The organism is Roseivivax halodurans JCM 10272 (genome assembly GCF_000521785.1).
GTDB classification, from domain to species: domain Bacteria; phylum Pseudomonadota; class Alphaproteobacteria; order Rhodobacterales; family Rhodobacteraceae; genus Roseivivax; species Roseivivax halodurans.
Genome location: NZ_JALZ01000011.1, coordinates 24,917 through 40,682, shown reverse-complemented (window position 1 = coordinate 40,682; position 15,766 = coordinate 24,917). Strand labels below are relative to the sequence as shown.

The window sequence follows — 15,766 nt, the reverse complement described above, 5'->3', positions numbered from 1 at the left end:
TCACGCACAGACCGGTGGGGATCGGAGCTGCGTTCTATAGCAGCAGTCCGATAATCAGTATTATGGAAAATATAAGGTTAAGCCGGTGGTGCTGTGCATCACCGGCCTGGCACTGGAATGTCACGCTTTCCGGTCGTCGGAAACCTTGCCCGGACGGCTTGCGCGCGCGGCCTCGTAGAAGAGCTCGTCGGCGCCGAGGAACCTCGCGGTGTAGTCGGCCGGCAATGTGATGCCGCTCGGACCCGATGGCAGATCCTGTCCGAACCGGCTGCGGAACGCGCCGAGCGCTCGGGACTTGGCGGCCACGGCGTCTCCGACGGGCAGCCGGTGCAGCGTGCCGCCTGGCGATGCGCCTTCGAGCGCCGCTTCGGTCCATTCCGCCCAGACCTGATAATGGCAGAGGCTGAGATCGAACATCTCGGCGGCCATGGCGGCGACCTCGGCGGTGGCGCGGTGTTCGGCATTCTCGCTGGTGTCGGCAGTCGAGAAGATGCGCCGCGCACCCATGGCCTGCGCGATGGTGCCGACATGGCGCGCGAGCATTCGGAACGTGTCGGGTTGCTCGGCCCAGCCGGCCGGACGACGCAGCGCCGTGATGTCGCCGGGTTGTCCCCCGAGATACGCGACGGCCAGTTCGATCTCGCCGCGCCGTGCACAGGGTCCGCCAAAAGCGCCCGCATGCGGGCCTTCGCCCATGCAGATGATGTGCGCGCCCTTGTTGGCGAAGGCATGCGTCAGGAGCGCCCCGCAGCCGAAGGCGTTGTCGTCGGGATGCGGCGTCAGGACGACGATCGGCTCTTCGAGAAGCTGCGCGATGCAGAGCGGCGTCTCTGGTTTGGAAATGACCTTATCGGCCATGGGTTTTCCTCCTCCGGTCAATGACTTGCGGCGTACCGTTCAAGCGGTCTCGCCGTCGTGCTGAAGCGTGCGGCCCGTCTGCGCACGGCGGTAGTCGAGCGTCGGCGTGCAGGTCTTCAGGCAGGACACGAAGCTTTGCGCCCAGTCTGTGACGTTGGTCGCGTGGACGACGCCGAGGCTGTGCGCATGTCTCCGGCGCCGCTCCTCCAGCGGCATTGTTATTGCGGTTTCAATGGCTTCTGAGGTTTCGTCAATGTCGTAGGGATTGACGAGCAGCGCCTCGGTCATGTCCTCGGCGGCGCCCGCGAAGCGCGACAGGATGAGGACGCCCGGATCTTCGGGATCCTGCGCCGCGACGTATTCCTTGGCGACGAGGTTCATGCCGTCGGCGAGCGAGGTGACCAGGCAGGCACGGGCCCGGCGATGCAGGCGCGCCAGCGTATCGCGCTCGACGCCGCGGTGGATGTAGCGGATCGGCGTCCAGTCGAGCTCGGCGTGCTCGCCGTTGAGCCGCCCGGCGATCTCCTCGAGCTCGGTCCGGATCGCGCGGTAGGCCGCGACGCGTTCTCGGGTCGGCGGCGCGATCTGAAGGAGGCTCGCCCGGCGTCCGGTCCCTGCCCGGCTGTCGAGAAACTTGCCGAAGGCACGGAAGCGGTTCGGCAGCCCCTTGGAATAGTCGAGCCGGTCGACGCCGATGACGAGATCCTCGTGCATGTCGATGCCGAGCTCCGCGTCTGGTCCCTCGACGGCGGCCGCTTCGGCGAAGCTTTCCGCGTCGATGCCGATCGGGAACGAGCGCACGGATACCGAGCGGTCGCGGAATTTCACGCTGCCGTCGGTCATGAACTCCGCACGCGGATCGGCGCGGAACATCTCGAGGCAGGATGCGGTGTCGCGGCGCGTCTGCAGGCCCACGAGATCGTAGGCCGAGAGCCATTCCGCGAAATCGTCCGGCGACGGCAGCGTCGAGAGCGCGCCGAGCGGCGGGAACGGGATGTGCAGGAAGAACCCGATGCGGGCGGTGATGCCGAGCTTGCGCAATTCCGAGGCGAGCGGCAGGAAATGGTAATCGTGCACCCAGACTATGTCGCCTTCGCCGATCTGGTCCGCGAGGAGCCGGGCGACACGGGCGTTGACCGCAAGATAGGTCTCCTCGAAGCCGCGCTCGATATCGACCAGGTCCACCCGGCCGTGGCAGAGCGGCCAGAGCACGGAATTGGCGAAGCCGAGGTAATAGCTGTCGTATTCCTCGGGTGTCAGGTGGAAGGCGAGCCGGGTGTAGTCACCGGACGCGATCTCGGTCAGACCGTCCTGATCCGGCGTGCCCTCGTCGGGATGGGCGCCGACCCAAAGACCGCCGCTGCGCGTCAGCGCATCGTGCACCGCCACCACGAGCCCGCCCGACGGCGTGGCGCCGGTCGGGATGCGGTTCGAGACGACGACGAGTTTTCCGGTCATCGGTTTGGCCTTTCGTGTCAGCTGGCAATGGCAAGCGGTTCGGAAGGCGATCCACGGGCTTGCCATCTGCGGAAAAAACACTCCATTGAATTGGTGAGTTCCGGCCACATGTTCGCGGTTGCTGTACGGCAATCCGGGAACCGTCGTGCTTGCCAATGCGTTTCAAATCGGTGTGTAGCACACCGTGCTCGGGCCCTGCCCGACCGGCCCCATACTTTGGCAGCGAGACACATGAATACCCAGACTTCCGAACTTCTTTCCCTTGTTCTCGGGAGGCGCGACCAACTCGATGCAGAAGAACAGGCCGCCCTGTCGGCTCTGTCAGTGCGCACCCTGAGATTCGGTCATAACGAGACGATCATCCCGGCGGGCCCGACCCCGGACCAGAGCTGTCTCGTGGTGGCGGGCATGGCGCTCCGGGTTCAGCCGACCCATACCGAGCAGGGCGTGGTGTCCGCCGTGCACATTCCCGGCGATTTCGTCGATCTGCATGCGCTCGTGCTGGAATGTCTCGATCATTCCGTCGTGGCGCAGGGCGACTGCAAGGTTCAGCTCGTCGACATGACGCAACTGCGCCAGATCACAGAGGATTTCCCGCATCTGACGCGGCTTCTGTGGATGCTCACGCTCATCGACGCGAAGATCCACCGGGCCTGGCTCGCCGCCGGGGCGACGCTGCGCGCGACCGAGCGCATCGCGCATTTTCTCTGCGAGCTCTACACGCGATACGACACGATCGGTTTCGTGCAGGACGGCGGCTTCCACATGCCGCTCGAGCAAAAGGACCTCGAGCGGCTGTTCGGCCTGTCGCGGGCCCATGCCAACCGGGCGGTGCAGGAACTGCGGGCGCGCGGGCTGATCGACTGGACCCGCGGACGGGTGAACGTGCACGACCTGCAGGGCCTGAAGGAGCACGGGAAATTCGATCCGGGCTACCTCGAGATCGCAAGGGCCCGGCGCTGAGAGGTCAGGTTGTTCCGGCTCCGGGCCGGGACAGCTCCGACAGCCAGTCCGCCAGCGCGTCGACCGAGGCGAGACGGTAGCGGGCCCGGGTCTCGGCGCCGCCGATCTTGATGCCGAAGCCGCCGATCGCCTCCGCCGCCTCGAACCCGTCCTCGTCGGTCACATCGTCGCCGATCATCACGGGGCGCCGGCCGGCGAAGGGTTCGGCCTCGAGGAAGCTGCGGATCGCAGCCCCCTTCCCCGCCGCGGCCAGAACCACCTCGCTCACCATGTTGCCGTGCAGGGCCTTCAGGGTCCCGTCGCCATCGGCCTCCCGGTCGACGGCCTCGCGGACGATCTCCTCGAGATGCGGCATGCCGCGGTAATGAACGGTTATGGCGCCGGGCTTGCGCTCGAGCGTCAGGTTGTGGCGCGTCGCGACGCTGGTGAGACGTTCGTCCACCGGCGCCAGCACGGGCGCGACCTCGGCGCGCCGGACCGGCGGATCGCCGGGATGCCAGACCTCGTGACCGTGCGAGCCCGAGAGGATCAGGTCCATCCCGCGCAGATGCGGCACGAGATCGGCAAGCGCGCGGCCCGTGACGATGGCGAGCGCTCCCCCCGACCGCTCATGCAGCGCCTCGAGCGCGGCGCGAGTGCCGCCCGGCATGTGGACGCTCTCCGGATGGTCGACGATCGGCGCGAGCGTTCCGTCGAAGTCGAGGAAAAAGGCGTGGGTCGTGGGATCGGGAAATGGCGGTCTGTCTGTCATTGTCCAAGTTCATTGAGATGCGGCCGGACGCTCAGGCCGCGGTCGGCAGGATGGTGGTGTTTTCGTCGGTGCCGAGATATTTCCGCGCCTCTGCCTCGAGAGCGGCCTCCATGCGTTTCGCCAGATGCCGGCGTTCGCGCCAGCCGCGGATCTGGCGCGTCCGGGTCGATTGCGGGATGTAGACCCGCTGGCCCTGATCGTGGCGCACCCAGAAGCTCTGCTGTCCCGCCACGAGATAGGCATCGTGGGAGCTTTCTGCAGCGACGGTGACGGTGAGCGACGTGACGTTCTCGGCCACGAGCGGCGTGTCCTCGTCTTCGAGAGCGCGTTCGATCAGATCGCGGAACGAGCCCGCGTCGCGGTATTGCGCGGTTTCGAGCGGCCCCTGGCGGCTGACCTTGAGCCGATTCGGCGCCTCCTTCGCGCTTGCCGCCCCCTCCGGACCGCCATGGGCGTCCGAGCCGTCGCGGTCGGTGACGATCGCCGAATGGCTGGTATCGCCGCCATGGAGATCGGCGATGATCGCGGCGACATAGATGGGCTCGGCGCCCATGTTCCCGACGAGCAGATGCGCGCGGTCGCGGTTGCCGGCGACGCGGTTGACGAAGATGTTCGACCTCCGCTGCCTGCGGAAACTGGTCACGAACACCTGCAGATAGGCAAGCCAGACGATCGCGGAGATCGCCTGCACGCCAAGCGTCAGGAAGGCCTGATATTCTGTGATCCAGCTGAGCATAATCTTGGTCCCGTTTTTGCAGGACAGGAACACGGGCACCAGACATGCGGTCCGCCGATTGTGTATTATCACTTTGCGGTGCAGCGGAGCGGCGAGATGCCCATGTCCGTGCGCCGCAATGCCTCTGCGCATCGAGCGCGATGTGTTAGGGTCGCGCCGGACGGCTCCGGGTGTGATCCGGGCATTTCGGTGGAGGGACCGGATGGCGACGACGACGGCGCGGATGCGCGAGGGTTACGGGCGCGTGGCGCGCCTTTTTCACTGGGTCGTGGCGGTGATCGTGCTGATGATGGTCCCCGCGGGGCTCATCATGGTGCAGGAGGGACTGCCCCGTCCCTTGCAGAACACGCTTTTCCTCTTTCACAAGAATGTCGGCGTGATCCTGTTCATGCTCGTGGTCCTGCGGCTGATCTGGCGGTGGAGCCATCCGGCGCCGCCCTTGCCGGCGGACCTGCCGGGCTGGCAGGTGCGGGCTGCGGCGCTCAGCCACGGCGCGCTCTACGCCATCCTGCTTGCGATGCCGGTCCTCGGCTATGTCCGGGTGCGCGCCGGCGACTTTCCGATCGAATGGCTCGACGCGATGGGCGCGCCGATGCTCGTCCCGGTGTCGAAGCCGCTCGCCGAGGCCGCGTCGCGGCTGCACGAAATCGGCGGCTTCGTCGCCATCGGCCTCATCGCGCTGCATCTTGGAGCGGCGATCCATCACGCGGTCGTCCGGCGCGACGGCGTCCTGGGGCGGATCTGGCCGCCGGTCTGAGGATGAGAGCGGCAGCCCCGCATGGGTCTGCGCCATGGTCGTCGGCGGCGCGAACCCGCTCCATCCGCGGCCGGCCGCGCCCCTTGTCGATCCCGGCCGACCGGCGCGTTCTGCTTCTTCTTGACGAAAATATCCCGGGGAGCGCGAGGGGCTGGCCCCTCGCTGGCCCAAGCCTGGGTCAGTAGAACGCCTGCAGCCCGGTTTGCGCCCGGCCGAGGATCAGCGCGTGCACGTCGTGGGTGCCCTCGTAGGTGTTCACCGTCTCGAGGTTCACCATGTGCCGGATCACATTGAATTCGCCCGAGATCCCGTTGCCGCCATGCATGTCGCGGGACATCCGCGCGATGTCGAGCGCCTTGCCGCAATTGTTGCGCTTGAGGATCGAGATCATCTCGGGCGCGCCCTTGGCCTCGTCCATCAGGCGGCCGACGCGCAGGCAGCCCTGCAGGCCGAGCGCGATCTCGGTCTGCATGTCGGCGAGCTTCTTCTGGAAGAGCTGGGTCTGGGCGATGGGCCGCCCGAACTGCTTGCGATCGAGGCCGTAGGACCGGGCCGCCTGCCAGCAGAACTCGGCTGCGCCCATCACGCCCCAGGCGATGCCGTAGCGGGCGCGGTTGAGGCAGCCGAAGGGGCCCTTGAGGCCCTGGACATGCGGCAGGAGCGCGTCCTCGCCGACCTCGACACCCTCCATGACGATCTCGCCGGTGACGGAGGCGCGCAGGGAGAGCTTGTTGCCGATCTTGGGCGCGGAAAGGCCCTTCATGCCCTTTTCCAGCACGAAGCCGCGGATCTTGCCGTCATGGGCGTCGGATTTTGCCCAGACCACGAAGACATCGGCGATGGGCGAGTTCGAGATCCACATCTTGGAGCCGCTGATCCGGTAACCGCCGTCGATCTTCTCGGCGCGGGTCTTCATCGCCGCGGGGTCGGAGCCCGCATCGGGCTCGGTCAGGCCGAAGCAGCCGATCCATTCACCCGAGGAGAGCTTCGGCAGGTATTTCTGGCGCTGTTCTTCCGAGCCGTAGGCGTAGATCGGATACATCACGAGGCTCGACTGAACCGACATCATCGAGCGGTAGCCGGAATCGACGCGCTCGATCTCGCGGGCGACGAGGCCGTAGGACACGTACGAGCTGCCGAGCCCGCCATATTCCTCCGGCACGGTCACGCCGAGCAGGCCCATCTCTCCCATCTCGCGGAAGATCTCGGGCTCGACGGTCTCTTCCTCGAAGGCGCCGCCGACGCGGGTCTGCAGGTTCTCCTGCGCATAGGTGCGCGCGCTTTCGGCGATCATGCGCTCGTCTTCCTCGAGCTGATCCACGAGACGGAACGGATCCTCCCAGTCGAAGGGGCCGAGATTGGGCGCGTCCTTATCCTTGAGGGCGGGTTTCGGATTGCTCATGTCGTTCATGGTCTCTCTCCCATGCAGCTTTGAGCGCCACCATACCTTGCGCTGCCGTCATGGAAAAACGACAATAGCGCATAGACGCATGAGGAAAACGCAAGTGACGTCCGTCTCCCGCCGCATGATTCCGCCGCTCGGCGCGCTGCGCGCGCTCGAGGCGCTCGACCGTCTCGGGTCCGCGACGGCGGTGGCCTCCGAGCTCGACCTCAGCCAGAGCGCAGTCAGCCGGCAGATCCGGACGCTCGAGGACACGCTCGGCGTGCCGCTGGTACGGCGGGAGCGGCGTTCGCTCGAGCTGCTGCCTGCGGCGCGCGATTATGCGGCGACCGTGCGGGCGAGCCTTGAGCGGATCGCGCAGGCCTCGCTGGCGCTGCGCCTGCCGGGGCGCGCGGGCAGCCTCGATCTTGCCATGCTGCCGTCCTTCGGGATGCGCTGGCTGGTGCCGCGGCTCCCTGATTTCACGCGGCGGCACACGGACGTGACGGTGAACCTCGCGACCCGGATCCGGCCCTGCGACTTCGGCACGGATCCCTTCGATGCGTCGATCGAGTTCGGTGGTCCCGAGCCCCGTGCCGGGGTGGCGCGCCTGCGGCTCAGGCCGGAGCGGATGGAGCCGGTCTGCGCGCCGGATCTCGTGCCGAACGGAGCGCTGGCCCCTGCCCGGCTCGCCGGTCTGCCCCTCCTGCAGATGGAGACGCGTCCGCAGGCCTGGCGCGACTGGTTCGCGGCGCACGGGGTCACCCGCATGGCACGGGGCGGCACGACGTTCGACCAGTTCACGGCGATGCGGGAGGGGGCGCAGGCGGGGCTCGGGGTCGCTTTGCTGCCCGATTACCTCGTCGAGACCGAGCTGGCGACCGGCACGCTCCTGCGCGCCTCCGTGGCCCCGGCGATCACGCTCGGCGCCTATTACCTCGTCTGGCCGGACGACCGGCCGATGTCGCCGGCGCTGACGCAGTTCCGCGACTGGCTGACGACCCAGGCCGAGGAGGAGGACGATCCCCTGCCCCGCTGAGCCTAATCCGGGATCGAGAAGACCTGGCCGGGATAGATCAGGTCCGGGTCGCGAATCTGGTCGGAATTGGCTTCGAAAAGGCGGACATAGAGCGGCCCCGAGCCGTATCGCTCCCGCGCGATGGCCCAGAGCGTGTTGCCGGGCTGGACCGTGACCGCCTGGACTGGTGCGCCCTGGGTCTCGGGCGTCGCGGCTTCCAGCGCCTCGCGGCTTTCGCGCAGGAACGGGCTTTCGGCGCGTGCGGTCACGGCCCCGGAGGCGTCGAGGCTGTCGACGCGCAGGGTGTAGGTTCCCGGCCGAACATCCGCGAGCGCGACCTGCCACTGGCCGTTCGGCGCCACCTTGCCGTCGATCATGGCCCGGTTGTCGAGATAGACCCGCACCTCGCGCGCCTGCGGATCGGCGCGGCCGGACAGGGCCACCTCGCCCTCGGAGCGGTAGCTGATCGTGTCGATCAGGACGAAGTCGCGTTCCGGCGGCACCGGTGCGCCGGGCCGGGTGGCCGGGGGGAGCGCCTCCACGCCGTCCGGGCCGGAGAGGAGCATGGCGATGGCGGACCCGCCTTCCCTCTCGGACGGCACTCGGGCGGATTGCGGAGGGGCGGCGGACACATCGGTGACGTCGGTCTCGGGAGTGACGGCCGGTGCCGGAGCGGCGGGCGCGGCTTGCGTCCGGGGACCGGAAGCGGCCCGCTGGGGAAGGAGGACGACCTCCTCGGTCCCGGACCGCGTGCCTGCCGCGTCGGTTGCGGACAGCGTCAGGATTGTCGCGGTGTCGAGCCGCGGCATCTCGGGGAAGACCGCGAATTGTCCCGACCCGTCGGCGGTGGCGCGGCCGATTTCGGTGTCGCCGAGCCGGAGCGTCACCTCCGCGCCCGGCGCCGCGCGGCCCGCGACGATGGAAAGAGCATCCGGATCGACACGCACGAGATCGAAGCTGGGCGTCCCGGGCGGCGCCTCGGGGCCGGGATCCGTCGCGGCGCCGGGTGTGGTCGAGCCGGGATCCTGCGCGAGGTCGGCGCCATGCGGGTCCGCGGCGGGCAGCGCATCTTCGTCTCCGGTGCTCCCGGTCATCGCCGCCACTTCGCCACGGGGATCGTCCGTCGCAGTCGACGTCGCCGGCGCGGAGAGGCGCGCCTCGGCGACGGGGTCGGTCGGCGGGGTGCCCTGCCGGCCGGCGACGTAGAAGCGGATCGCCACCGGGACACAGGCGGCGAGCGCCCCGAGTGTCGGTCCGGCTGCTGCAATCCTCGGCATCGTCGTCGCTCCCCCCAATCGTGCAGTGACGCCCTTGCGGTTTTCGGCACGATTGAATGTGTATAGCAGTGCCGCCAGCGACCGTCAAAACCCCAAGATCAGGGACAGAATCGAGATGAGCGAGTTTTCAGTCTGCGTCTATTGCGGCGCGCGGCCCGGCAACGATCCCGCCTACATGCAATCCGCCGAGGAGACCGGTCGCGCCATCGGCGAGGCGGGCTGGCGGCTCGTCTACGGGGCGGGCGACGTGGGGCTGATGGGAGCGGTCGCGCGCTCGGCGCAGGAGGCCGGCGCCGACACCTTCGGCGTGATCCCCCAGCATCTCGTCGCATGGGAGGTCGGCAAGCGGGACCTCACGCGCTTCTTCGTCACCGAGACGATGCATGAGCGCAAGAAGGTCATGGTGATGAACGCCGATGCGATCTGCGTTCTGCCCGGGGGTGCCGGAACGCTCGACGAATTCTTCGAGGTGCTGACATGGCGGCAGCTCGGGCTCCATGACAAGCCGATCTTCCTGCTCAATGTCGGCGGCTTCTGGGAGCCGCTGCGGACGCTCCTGTCGCACGTCGTCGAGACCGGGTTCGCCGGCGGGACAATGCTCGAGGCGGTTCAGATCTGCGGATCGGTGACCGAGCTGACCGAGGCCCTGCGGCGCTTCCGCTCGGCGCCGAACCGCGCGGCGCTGTAGAGGCCGAGCGCGGTCCAAATCAGCGCGAAGGCCGCCGCCTGGGCCAGCCCGAAGGGTTCACGGAAGACCAGGGTCGCGCAGAGGAATTGCAGCGTCGGGTTGAGGTACTGGATCAGCCCGACGGTGCTGAGCGCCACGCGCTGCGAGGCGTAGCTGAAGAGGATGAGCGGCGCGGCGGTGATCGGCCCCGACAGCATCAGCAGGAAGGTGGCGCGGGCGTCGTGGCCCCAGATCCCTGTCCCCTGCCCCACATGCAGCCAGATCAGCCAGCCGAGCGCGAGCGGCGCCAGCAGAGTGACCTCGGTCGTGACCGAAACGACGGCGCCTGTGGCGATGCGCTTCTTGGCGAGGCCGTAGAAGCCGAAGGTGCCGGCAAGGAGGAGCGAGACGTAAGGCAGCTGGCCCTCGCGCCACGCGAGGAGCGCGACCGCGGTCGCGGCGAGCGCGACGGCCGCCGCTTCGAGCCGCTTCAGCCGTTCGCCGAAGGCGACGACGCCGAGGAGGACGGCGACGAGCGGGAAGATGTAGTAGCCGAGGCTGGCCTCGGTCGCCCGCTCGATCTGGATCGAGTAGATGAAGAGGAACCAGTTGCAGGAGATCATCACGGCCGAGAAGGCCAGCGTGAGCGCCGTGCGCCTGTCTCCGAGCGCGCGGGCGACACCGGAGAGGCGACGCTGGACGATCAGCACCCCGGCGAAGAACACCAGCGACCAGAGCGTGCGGTGGGCCAGCACCTCGTCCGGGGGCACGTCGGCGAGGAGTTTGTAGTAAAGCGGCGACGATCCCCAGATGGTGCAGGCGCCCACCATCGACAGGATCCCTGCCCGTTCGCTGGTCATGAAAGTCCGGTCCTCTGTTCGCCCCATTGCTAGCGGGCGGCGCAGGCGAGGACCAGAGGCCAGGCGTCAGACCGCGCGCATGACCTCGCCGGCGAGGCAGCGGTCGAGGGTGCGCGGCGGCAGGCGGCCGATCGTCTCGAAAAGCGCGAGAAAATTGACGAAGGCGACGATCTCCACGATCCGGCCGCCTTCGATCCGCATGGTGATCTGGAACCTGTCTCTTGCGGCGATGCCGCTCCGACCCTCGCGAAGCGACAGATCGCAGAGATAGCTGATCCAGGGGGGATCCCGGAGCACGACCACGGGCTCCGCCTTGAGCAGGTCCACCTGGCACCAGACCATGTTGTGAAACCTCAGCAATTCGACCCTGCCGCGGATGTCGAGGCCTTCGACGCCGGTGACGCGCACGTTCCGGGAGACGACGCTCTCGATCGTTCCGCGTCCGTCGATGTCGAAAAAGCCGGACAGGAAGGTCTGCGCGATGAGGCTTATGTCGGTCATGGGAAATGCGTCGTCCTGACACCTGCCGCAGCGCCGGCACGTTAGAAATGTGACAGAAAAACGAATTCGATCAAAAGAAAAATACCGGCCAATTTGGCCGGTATCTTAATTGAGGCGTCGCTTATTCGACGTTTTCGCTGAGCACCTTTTCCATCTCGTGCGGCGGATGGTTGGTCAGGTCCTTGGCCACCTCGGCCACGACGCGGGACTTAACCTCCTTGTGCATCTTGTTGCGCAGCTCGCCCAGAACCTTGGGGGCTGCGGCGATCACGAGGCGGTCGAACTTGTGCTTGTGCGCCTGCTTGAAGAGGATGTCCGCCAGATCGTCGGCGAAGCGCTCCTTGGCCAGCTCGTGCCAGTCGGTGTCGTCCATCGCCGACGTCTGCTGGCGGCCGCTGTCCTGAGCGCGGCCCGGCTTGTTGGCGGATTGCTCGGAATCCTTCGGGTTGTCCCGCTCTTCCTCGCGCACGACCTCGAGGCTGGGGAACTCAGCATCGCCCTTGTTGCGCAGGAACAGGGCCTTCTCGCCGTCGGCGACGAGTACGAAAGTGCCTTCCGTGAGGACGCTCATTACATGTTCTCCTTGTCGCCGCTGCCGTCCTTGTCGCCGCCGAGCGGACGGGTCTTGCCGTCGCTGTCGTCGTCGTAATTCTTCATCTCGTCGCGCGTGCCGACCTTGCGGTTCAGCTCGCCACCGGCGCGGCCCTCGTGGTCGGGGCTCTCGGGAAGATCCTCCGGCTTCTGGCCGAGAACGTCTTCCGTCTCGCGGTGTCCGTCTTCGGATCTCTTGCGTTCGGGCATCTTGGCCTCCTGTGTCATCATCTTGTGATCGAAATGCGTGCGGGGGCCATGTGTTCCGCAGAAATCATATGCGACTTCACGGAAGTGTCGCCGTATCGCGCGCGGGGAAAGCGGTCTTCGGAGGTCCTGAACCCGGGCCGGTATGCCTTGCGCAAAGGCGTCACGGCTTTGAAATGGCCCCGACAATTGCTGGCATCGTTCGGAAGCCCGCTTGTGTTCGGACCATGCTGCGGCCATCAACGCCGCGACACGATGGACCGCGCCCTCGGGAGAACATGATGAAGGATTGGCAGGCATCCGCGACGGAGCTCTACGACGGGACGTTCCGGCACATGTTCGTGGACGGCGCATGGTGTGCGGCGCAATCCGGGCGCGAGATGAAGGCGACGAATCCGGCTGACGGAACGCTCCTCGCCACTGTCCCGCGGGGCGATGCCGCCGATATCGACGCCGCCGTGCAGGCGGCGCGGCGCGCGTTCGAGGGGCCCTGGTCGACCTTCACGCCTTACGAGCGGCAGAACCTGCTGCTCCGGATCGCCGAGCGGTTCGAGGCCGAATGGGACAGGCTCTGTCTTTCGGACACGCTCGACATGGGGATGCCGATTGCGCGCACGCTCGCCAACCAGCGGCGGGTGCTGGGGATGCTGCGGTTCTACGCGGGCCAGGCCGTCAGCGTACACGGCCAGACCATTCCGAATTCCTTCCCGGGCGAGATCTATTCCTCGACCGTACGCGAGCCTGTGGGCGTCGTGGGTGCGATCATCCCGTGGAACGCGCCGATCGCCGGGTCCGTCTGGAAGATTGCACCGGCGCTCGCCACCGGCTGCACGATCGTCCTGAAACCCTCCGAGGAGGCCTCGCTGACCGTGCTCATGATCGCCCGGATCATGCAGGAGGCGGGGCTCCCGGACGGCGTGCTCAACATCGTCACGGGAACGGGCGCCGAGGCCGGCGCCGCGTTGGCCGAACATCCGGGCGTCGACAAGATCGTCTTCACGGGCTCGACCGCGACCGGTCAGGCCATCGCCCGGGCGGCGACCGGCAACCTCAAGCGCGTGTCGCTCGAGCTTGGCGGCAAGTCCCCGGTCATCGTCTGTCGCGACGCGGATATCGACAAGGCGGTGCCGGTGGCCGCGATGGCGGTCTTCGCCAATTCGGGTCAGATCTGCATCGCGGGCTCGCGGCTCTTCGTTGCGCGCGAGATCCACGACGAGTTCGTGCGGCGTGTGGCCGACTACGCGTCGAAGCTGAAGATCGGGCACGGCATCGCGCCCGACACGGAGGTCGGCCCGATCATCTCGGGCCGTCAGGCGGAACGGATCGAGGGTTACCTGTCGGCCGGTCCCGTTGAGGGCGCAGAAGTCGTGACAGGCGGAGGACGCGCGACGGGGACCGGCCTCGGCGGCGGGCATTTCTTCCAGCCCACCGTCTTCGGCGGCGTGACGGACGAGATGAGCATCGCGCGCGAGGAGATCTTCGGCCCGGTGATCTCGGCCATGCCGTTCGACACGCTCGACGAGGTGGTGGCCCGTGCCAATGCCACGCCTTACGGGCTCGCGGCGGGCGTGTTCTCGACCCATCTCGGCACCGCGCACAAGCTGGCCAACCGGCTGAAGGCGGGCTCGGTCTGGGTGAACATGTATCACGCAATCGACCCGGCGGTGCCCTTCGGCGGCATGAAGATGTCGGGCTACGGGCGCGAGGGCGGATCCGAGCATGTCGAGGAATATCTCGACACCAAGGCGATCTGGATCAACGCGGACTGACACTGCCCGCGGCACTGCAGGGGGACACCATCATGAATGTCGGACTGATCGGCGTGGGCCTCATGGGCCACGGGATCGCGCGCAACGTTCTGGCGCGGGGCGGCCATGCGCTGACCTTTCTCGACCATCCGGGCAACCAGCCCACCGAGGAGATCGTCGCACTCGGCGGCATCGCGGTCGGGGAACCGGCAGAGATTGCTGAGAGCTGTGACGTGATCCTGCTCTGCGTGACCGGTGCGCCGCAGGTCGCGGCGGTGATGGAGGGCCTGCTGCCCGCACTCCGCCCCGGGACGGTGATAGTGGACTGCTCGACCTCGCTGCCGGAGACGACGCTGACCATGGGCGCGCGCACGGCCGAGGCCGGCGGCGCCTATCTCGACGCGCCGATGACGCGCACGGCCGCGCATGCGCATGCCGGCACGCTCAACCTTCTGGTGGGCGGCGAGGCCGAGACCCTAGAGAGAGTGCGCCCGGTGCTGGAGAGCTTCACCGAGAGCGTTGCCCATGTCGGGCCGCTCGGTCACGGGCACCGGCTGAAGCTTCTGCACAATTACGTCTCTGTGGGCTTCATGACGCTCCTCGCCGAGGCGGCGGCGCAATCGGCCGATGCGGGTGTCGATCCGGCCGTGCTGGTGGAAGTGCTGGCGAATGGCGGCGGCGCGAGCGCGGCGCTCGACCGGCTCTCGCCCTACATCCTGAACGGGGATCGCAGCGCCCTGCCCTTCGCGATCGCGAACGCGGGCAAGGACATCGACTATTACCGCGAGATGGCCGGGGCCGCGGGCGCGCAGCGCACCGTCGCGGACGGCGTCTCGGCCGCGATCCGGTCGGTCTCCGACGGAGAGACCGGGCAGGCCTACGTGCCCGAGATGGTCCGGCTTTTCCGCAGGACGGCCGAAGCCTGAGCGCCCGTTCGAGAGCGCTCGCCGGGCGGGGTTGTCACCGCAAAACGCCGCGTATAGCAACATCGGGAAATTCAGGGAGGAAGACATGACGTATCGTTTCAGCGGGCTCGTCGCAGCCGGTGCGATTGTTGCGGCGGGCACTCCGGCGCTGGCACAGACCGAGGTCAAGATCGGCTACGCGCTGGCGCCCGACAGCCATTACGGCGTCGCGGCCCAGACCTTCGAGGAGGTCGTGACCGAAGAGACCGGTGACGCCTTCGAGTTCAAGCACTTCCCCTCCTCGGGCCTCGGCGGCGAGCGCGAAGTGATCGAGGGCCTGCAGATCGGCACGATCGAGGCGACGATCGTGTCCTCGGGCACGCTGGCCAATTTCGTGCCGGATACCGGCGTCTTCGACATCCCGTTCCTCTTCCGCGATCTCGAGCATGCGCGCGCGGTGCTCGACGGCGAGATCGGTCAGGAGATCCTTGCCAAGTTCGACGATGTCGGCCTGCACGGCCTCGCCTGGGGCGAGCAGGGCTTCCGCCACATCACCAACAACCGCAACGCGATCGAGACGCCGGCCGATGTCGAGGGCCTCAAGATCCGCACCATGGAGAACCCGGTCCACCAGGCCGCGTTCAACGCGATGGGCGCGGCGCCGACGCCGATGGCCTGGCCCGAGGTGATCTCCTCGCTGCAGCAGGGCGTGATCGACGGGCAGGAGAACCCGCTCTCGGTCATCGTGTCGGTGAAGCTCGACGAGGTGCAGGAATACCTGACGCTCTCGGGTCACGTCTATTCACCGGCGATGCTGCTGGTCTCGAAGCCCTTCTGGGAGGGGCTCACGGACGAGCAGAAAGAGGCGTTCGAGAAAGCCGCCGCCGAGGCCGCGACAGCGATGCGCGGGTTCGTCGACGATGTCGAGACCACCGGCGTCGAGACGCTCAAGGAGCGCGGCATGAAGGTGAACGAGCTTTCCGCCGAGCAGAAGGCGCAGTTCCAGGAAGAGATCTCGTCGGCCTACGAGGGCTATTACGAGACCTACGGCCAGGAGCTGGTCGACTCGATCGTCAACTTCGAATGAC

At 67.4% G+C, this 15,766-nt stretch carries 17 protein-coding genes; 7 read left to right on the top strand and 10 right to left on the bottom strand.

Going from position 1 to position 15,766, the window contains the following annotated elements:
* Positions 1-120 precede the first annotated feature (120 nt).
* The gene (locus tag OCH239_RS11760) at positions 121-858 is read right to left on the bottom strand and encodes a PIG-L family deacetylase (protein ID WP_051489432.1); all 738 of its coding nucleotides are present in this window, start codon (positions 856-858) and stop codon (positions 121-123) included.
* Between the two features lie 39 nt (positions 859-897).
* Positions 898-2,316 (bottom strand): alpha,alpha-trehalose-phosphate synthase (UDP-forming), encoded by a 1,419-nt coding sequence (locus tag OCH239_RS11755; RefSeq protein ID WP_084782387.1) that lies wholly within the window; start codon positions 2,314-2,316, stop codon positions 898-900.
* Between the two features lie 231 nt (positions 2,317-2,547).
* On the opposite strand from OCH239_RS11755, the gene OCH239_RS11750 reads away from it, so the two are divergent.
* Positions 2,548-3,279 (top strand): Crp/Fnr family transcriptional regulator, encoded by a 732-nt coding sequence (locus OCH239_RS11750; RefSeq protein WP_051489431.1) that lies wholly within the window; start codon positions 2,548-2,550, stop codon positions 3,277-3,279.
* 4 nt (positions 3,280-3,283) lie between these two features.
* Here the strand turns inward: OCH239_RS11750 and otsB are convergent, their stop codons facing one another.
* The gene (gene otsB / locus OCH239_RS11745) at positions 3,284-4,030 is read right to left on the bottom strand and encodes a trehalose-phosphatase (RefSeq protein ID WP_037262775.1); all 747 of its coding nucleotides are present in this window, start codon (positions 4,028-4,030) and stop codon (positions 3,284-3,286) included.
* A gap of 31 nt (positions 4,031-4,061) precedes the next feature.
* Positions 4,062-4,766: a hypothetical protein gene (locus tag OCH239_RS11740; protein WP_037262772.1), complete on the bottom strand. Its 705-nt coding sequence runs from the start codon at positions 4,764-4,766 to the stop codon at positions 4,062-4,064.
* 202 nt (positions 4,767-4,968) lie between these two features.
* Here OCH239_RS11740 and OCH239_RS11735 point away from each other — a divergent pair, with 202 nt between their 5' ends.
* Positions 4,969-5,523 (top strand): cytochrome b, encoded by a 555-nt coding sequence (locus OCH239_RS11735; protein ID WP_244430346.1) that lies wholly within the window; start codon positions 4,969-4,971, stop codon positions 5,521-5,523.
* 178 nt (positions 5,524-5,701) lie between these two features.
* On the opposite strand, the gene OCH239_RS11730 is transcribed toward OCH239_RS11735, so the two are convergent.
* On the bottom strand, positions 5,702-6,925 hold the full coding sequence (locus OCH239_RS11730; RefSeq protein WP_037262931.1) for an acyl-CoA dehydrogenase: 1,224 nt from the start codon (positions 6,923-6,925) through the stop codon (positions 5,702-5,704).
* A gap of 88 nt (positions 6,926-7,013) precedes the next feature.
* Between OCH239_RS11730 and OCH239_RS11725 the strand changes: the two genes are divergently transcribed.
* A complete protein-coding gene (locus OCH239_RS11725) occupies positions 7,014-7,943 on the top strand; it encodes a LysR substrate-binding domain-containing protein (RefSeq protein WP_037262769.1) in 930 nt (309 codons plus the stop codon).
* A 2-nt stretch (positions 7,944-7,945) separates the two neighbouring features.
* On the opposite strand, the gene OCH239_RS11720 is transcribed toward OCH239_RS11725, so the two are convergent.
* A complete protein-coding gene (locus tag OCH239_RS11720) occupies positions 7,946-9,199 on the bottom strand; it encodes an Ig-like domain-containing protein (protein ID WP_051489430.1) in 1,254 nt (417 codons plus the stop codon).
* 115 nt (positions 9,200-9,314) lie between these two features.
* Between OCH239_RS11720 and OCH239_RS11715 the strand changes: the two genes are divergently transcribed.
* Positions 9,315-9,887: an LOG family protein gene (locus OCH239_RS11715; protein ID WP_037262766.1), complete on the top strand. Its 573-nt coding sequence runs from the start codon at positions 9,315-9,317 to the stop codon at positions 9,885-9,887.
* Here OCH239_RS11715 and rarD read toward each other — a convergent pair.
* The 4 genes from rarD to OCH239_RS11695 all read right to left on the bottom strand — a co-directional run bounded on the left by rarD (position 9,809) and on the right by OCH239_RS11695 (position 12,028).
* The gene (gene rarD / locus OCH239_RS11710; protein WP_037262764.1) at positions 9,809-10,726 is read right to left on the bottom strand and encodes an EamA family transporter RarD; all 918 of its coding nucleotides are present in this window, start codon (positions 10,724-10,726) and stop codon (positions 9,809-9,811) included. The two genes, OCH239_RS11715 and rarD, sit on opposite strands and share 79 nt — an antisense overlap.
* Positions 10,727-10,792: 66 nt before the next feature.
* Positions 10,793-11,227 carry a nuclear transport factor 2-like protein gene (locus tag OCH239_RS11705; protein ID WP_037262761.1) on the bottom strand — a complete coding sequence of 145 codons (435 nt, stop codon included), beginning with the start codon at positions 11,225-11,227 and terminating at the stop codon, positions 10,793-10,795.
* 121 nt (positions 11,228-11,348) lie between these two features.
* Positions 11,349-11,798, bottom strand: coding sequence for a host attachment family protein (locus OCH239_RS11700; protein WP_037262758.1), 450 nt, complete (start codon positions 11,796-11,798; stop codon positions 11,349-11,351).
* Positions 11,798-12,028: a hypothetical protein gene (locus OCH239_RS11695; protein WP_037262927.1), complete on the bottom strand. Its 231-nt coding sequence runs from the start codon at positions 12,026-12,028 to the stop codon at positions 11,798-11,800. Before OCH239_RS11695 ends, OCH239_RS11700 begins: the two co-directional genes overlap by 1 nt.
* 278 nt (positions 12,029-12,306) lie before the next feature.
* Here OCH239_RS11695 and OCH239_RS11690 point away from each other — a divergent pair, with 278 nt between their 5' ends.
* From OCH239_RS11690 to OCH239_RS11680, 3 genes are all read left to right on the top strand, one after another.
* Positions 12,307-13,794, top strand: coding sequence for an aldehyde dehydrogenase family protein (locus OCH239_RS11690; RefSeq protein WP_037262755.1), 1,488 nt, complete (start codon positions 12,307-12,309; stop codon positions 13,792-13,794).
* A 32-nt stretch (positions 13,795-13,826) separates the two neighbouring features.
* Entirely contained in the window at positions 13,827-14,699 is an 873-nt protein-coding gene (locus tag OCH239_RS11685; RefSeq protein ID WP_037262752.1) for an NAD(P)-dependent oxidoreductase, read from the top strand.
* Between the two features lie 85 nt (positions 14,700-14,784).
* The gene (locus OCH239_RS11680; protein ID WP_037262749.1) at positions 14,785-15,765 is read left to right on the top strand and encodes a TRAP transporter substrate-binding protein; all 981 of its coding nucleotides are present in this window, start codon (positions 14,785-14,787) and stop codon (positions 15,763-15,765) included.
* The last annotated feature ends 1 nt before the right edge of the window (position 15,766 follow it).

Excerpts from the sequence above, each read along its gene's own strand:
- OCH239_RS11700 (WP_037262758.1), bottom strand. The coding sequence starts at position 11,798 with ATGAGCGTCCTCACGGAAGGCACTTTCGTACTCGTCGCCGACGGCGAG.
- OCH239_RS11695 (WP_037262927.1), bottom strand. The coding sequence starts at position 12,028 with ATGCCCGAACGCAAGAGATCCGAAGACGGACACCGCGAGACGGAAGAC.
- OCH239_RS11760 (WP_051489432.1), bottom strand. The coding sequence starts at position 858 with ATGGCCGATAAGGTCATTTCCAAACCAGAGACGCCGCTCTGCATCGCG.
- OCH239_RS11740 (WP_037262772.1), bottom strand. The coding sequence starts at position 4,766 with ATGCTCAGCTGGATCACAGAATATCAGGCCTTCCTGACGCTTGGCGTG.
- OCH239_RS11720 (WP_051489430.1), bottom strand. The coding sequence starts at position 9,199 with ATGCCGAGGATTGCAGCAGCCGGACCGACACTCGGGGCGCTCGCCGCC.
- OCH239_RS11730 (WP_037262931.1), bottom strand. The coding sequence starts at position 6,925 with ATGAGCAATCCGAAACCCGCCCTCAAGGATAAGGACGCGCCCAATCTC.
- OCH239_RS11750 (WP_051489431.1), top strand. The coding sequence starts at position 2,548 with ATGAATACCCAGACTTCCGAACTTCTTTCCCTTGTTCTCGGGAGGCGC.
- OCH239_RS11755 (WP_084782387.1), bottom strand. The coding sequence starts at position 2,316 with ATGACCGGAAAACTCGTCGTCGTCTCGAACCGCATCCCGACCGGCGCC.
- OCH239_RS11685 (WP_037262752.1), top strand. The coding sequence starts at position 13,827 with ATGAATGTCGGACTGATCGGCGTGGGCCTCATGGGCCACGGGATCGCG.
- OCH239_RS11705 (WP_037262761.1), bottom strand. The coding sequence starts at position 11,227 with ATGACCGACATAAGCCTCATCGCGCAGACCTTCCTGTCCGGCTTTTTC.
- OCH239_RS11735 (WP_244430346.1), top strand. The coding sequence starts at position 4,969 with ATGGCGACGACGACGGCGCGGATGCGCGAGGGTTACGGGCGCGTGGCG.
- rarD (WP_037262764.1), bottom strand. The coding sequence starts at position 10,726 with ATGACCAGCGAACGGGCAGGGATCCTGTCGATGGTGGGCGCCTGCACC.
- OCH239_RS11680 (WP_037262749.1), top strand. The coding sequence starts at position 14,785 with ATGACGTATCGTTTCAGCGGGCTCGTCGCAGCCGGTGCGATTGTTGCG.
- OCH239_RS11725 (WP_037262769.1), top strand. The coding sequence starts at position 7,014 with ATGAGGAAAACGCAAGTGACGTCCGTCTCCCGCCGCATGATTCCGCCG.
- OCH239_RS11690 (WP_037262755.1), top strand. The coding sequence starts at position 12,307 with ATGAAGGATTGGCAGGCATCCGCGACGGAGCTCTACGACGGGACGTTC.
- OCH239_RS11715 (WP_037262766.1), top strand. The coding sequence starts at position 9,315 with ATGAGCGAGTTTTCAGTCTGCGTCTATTGCGGCGCGCGGCCCGGCAAC.
- otsB (WP_037262775.1), bottom strand. The coding sequence starts at position 4,030 with ATGACAGACAGACCGCCATTTCCCGATCCCACGACCCACGCCTTTTTC.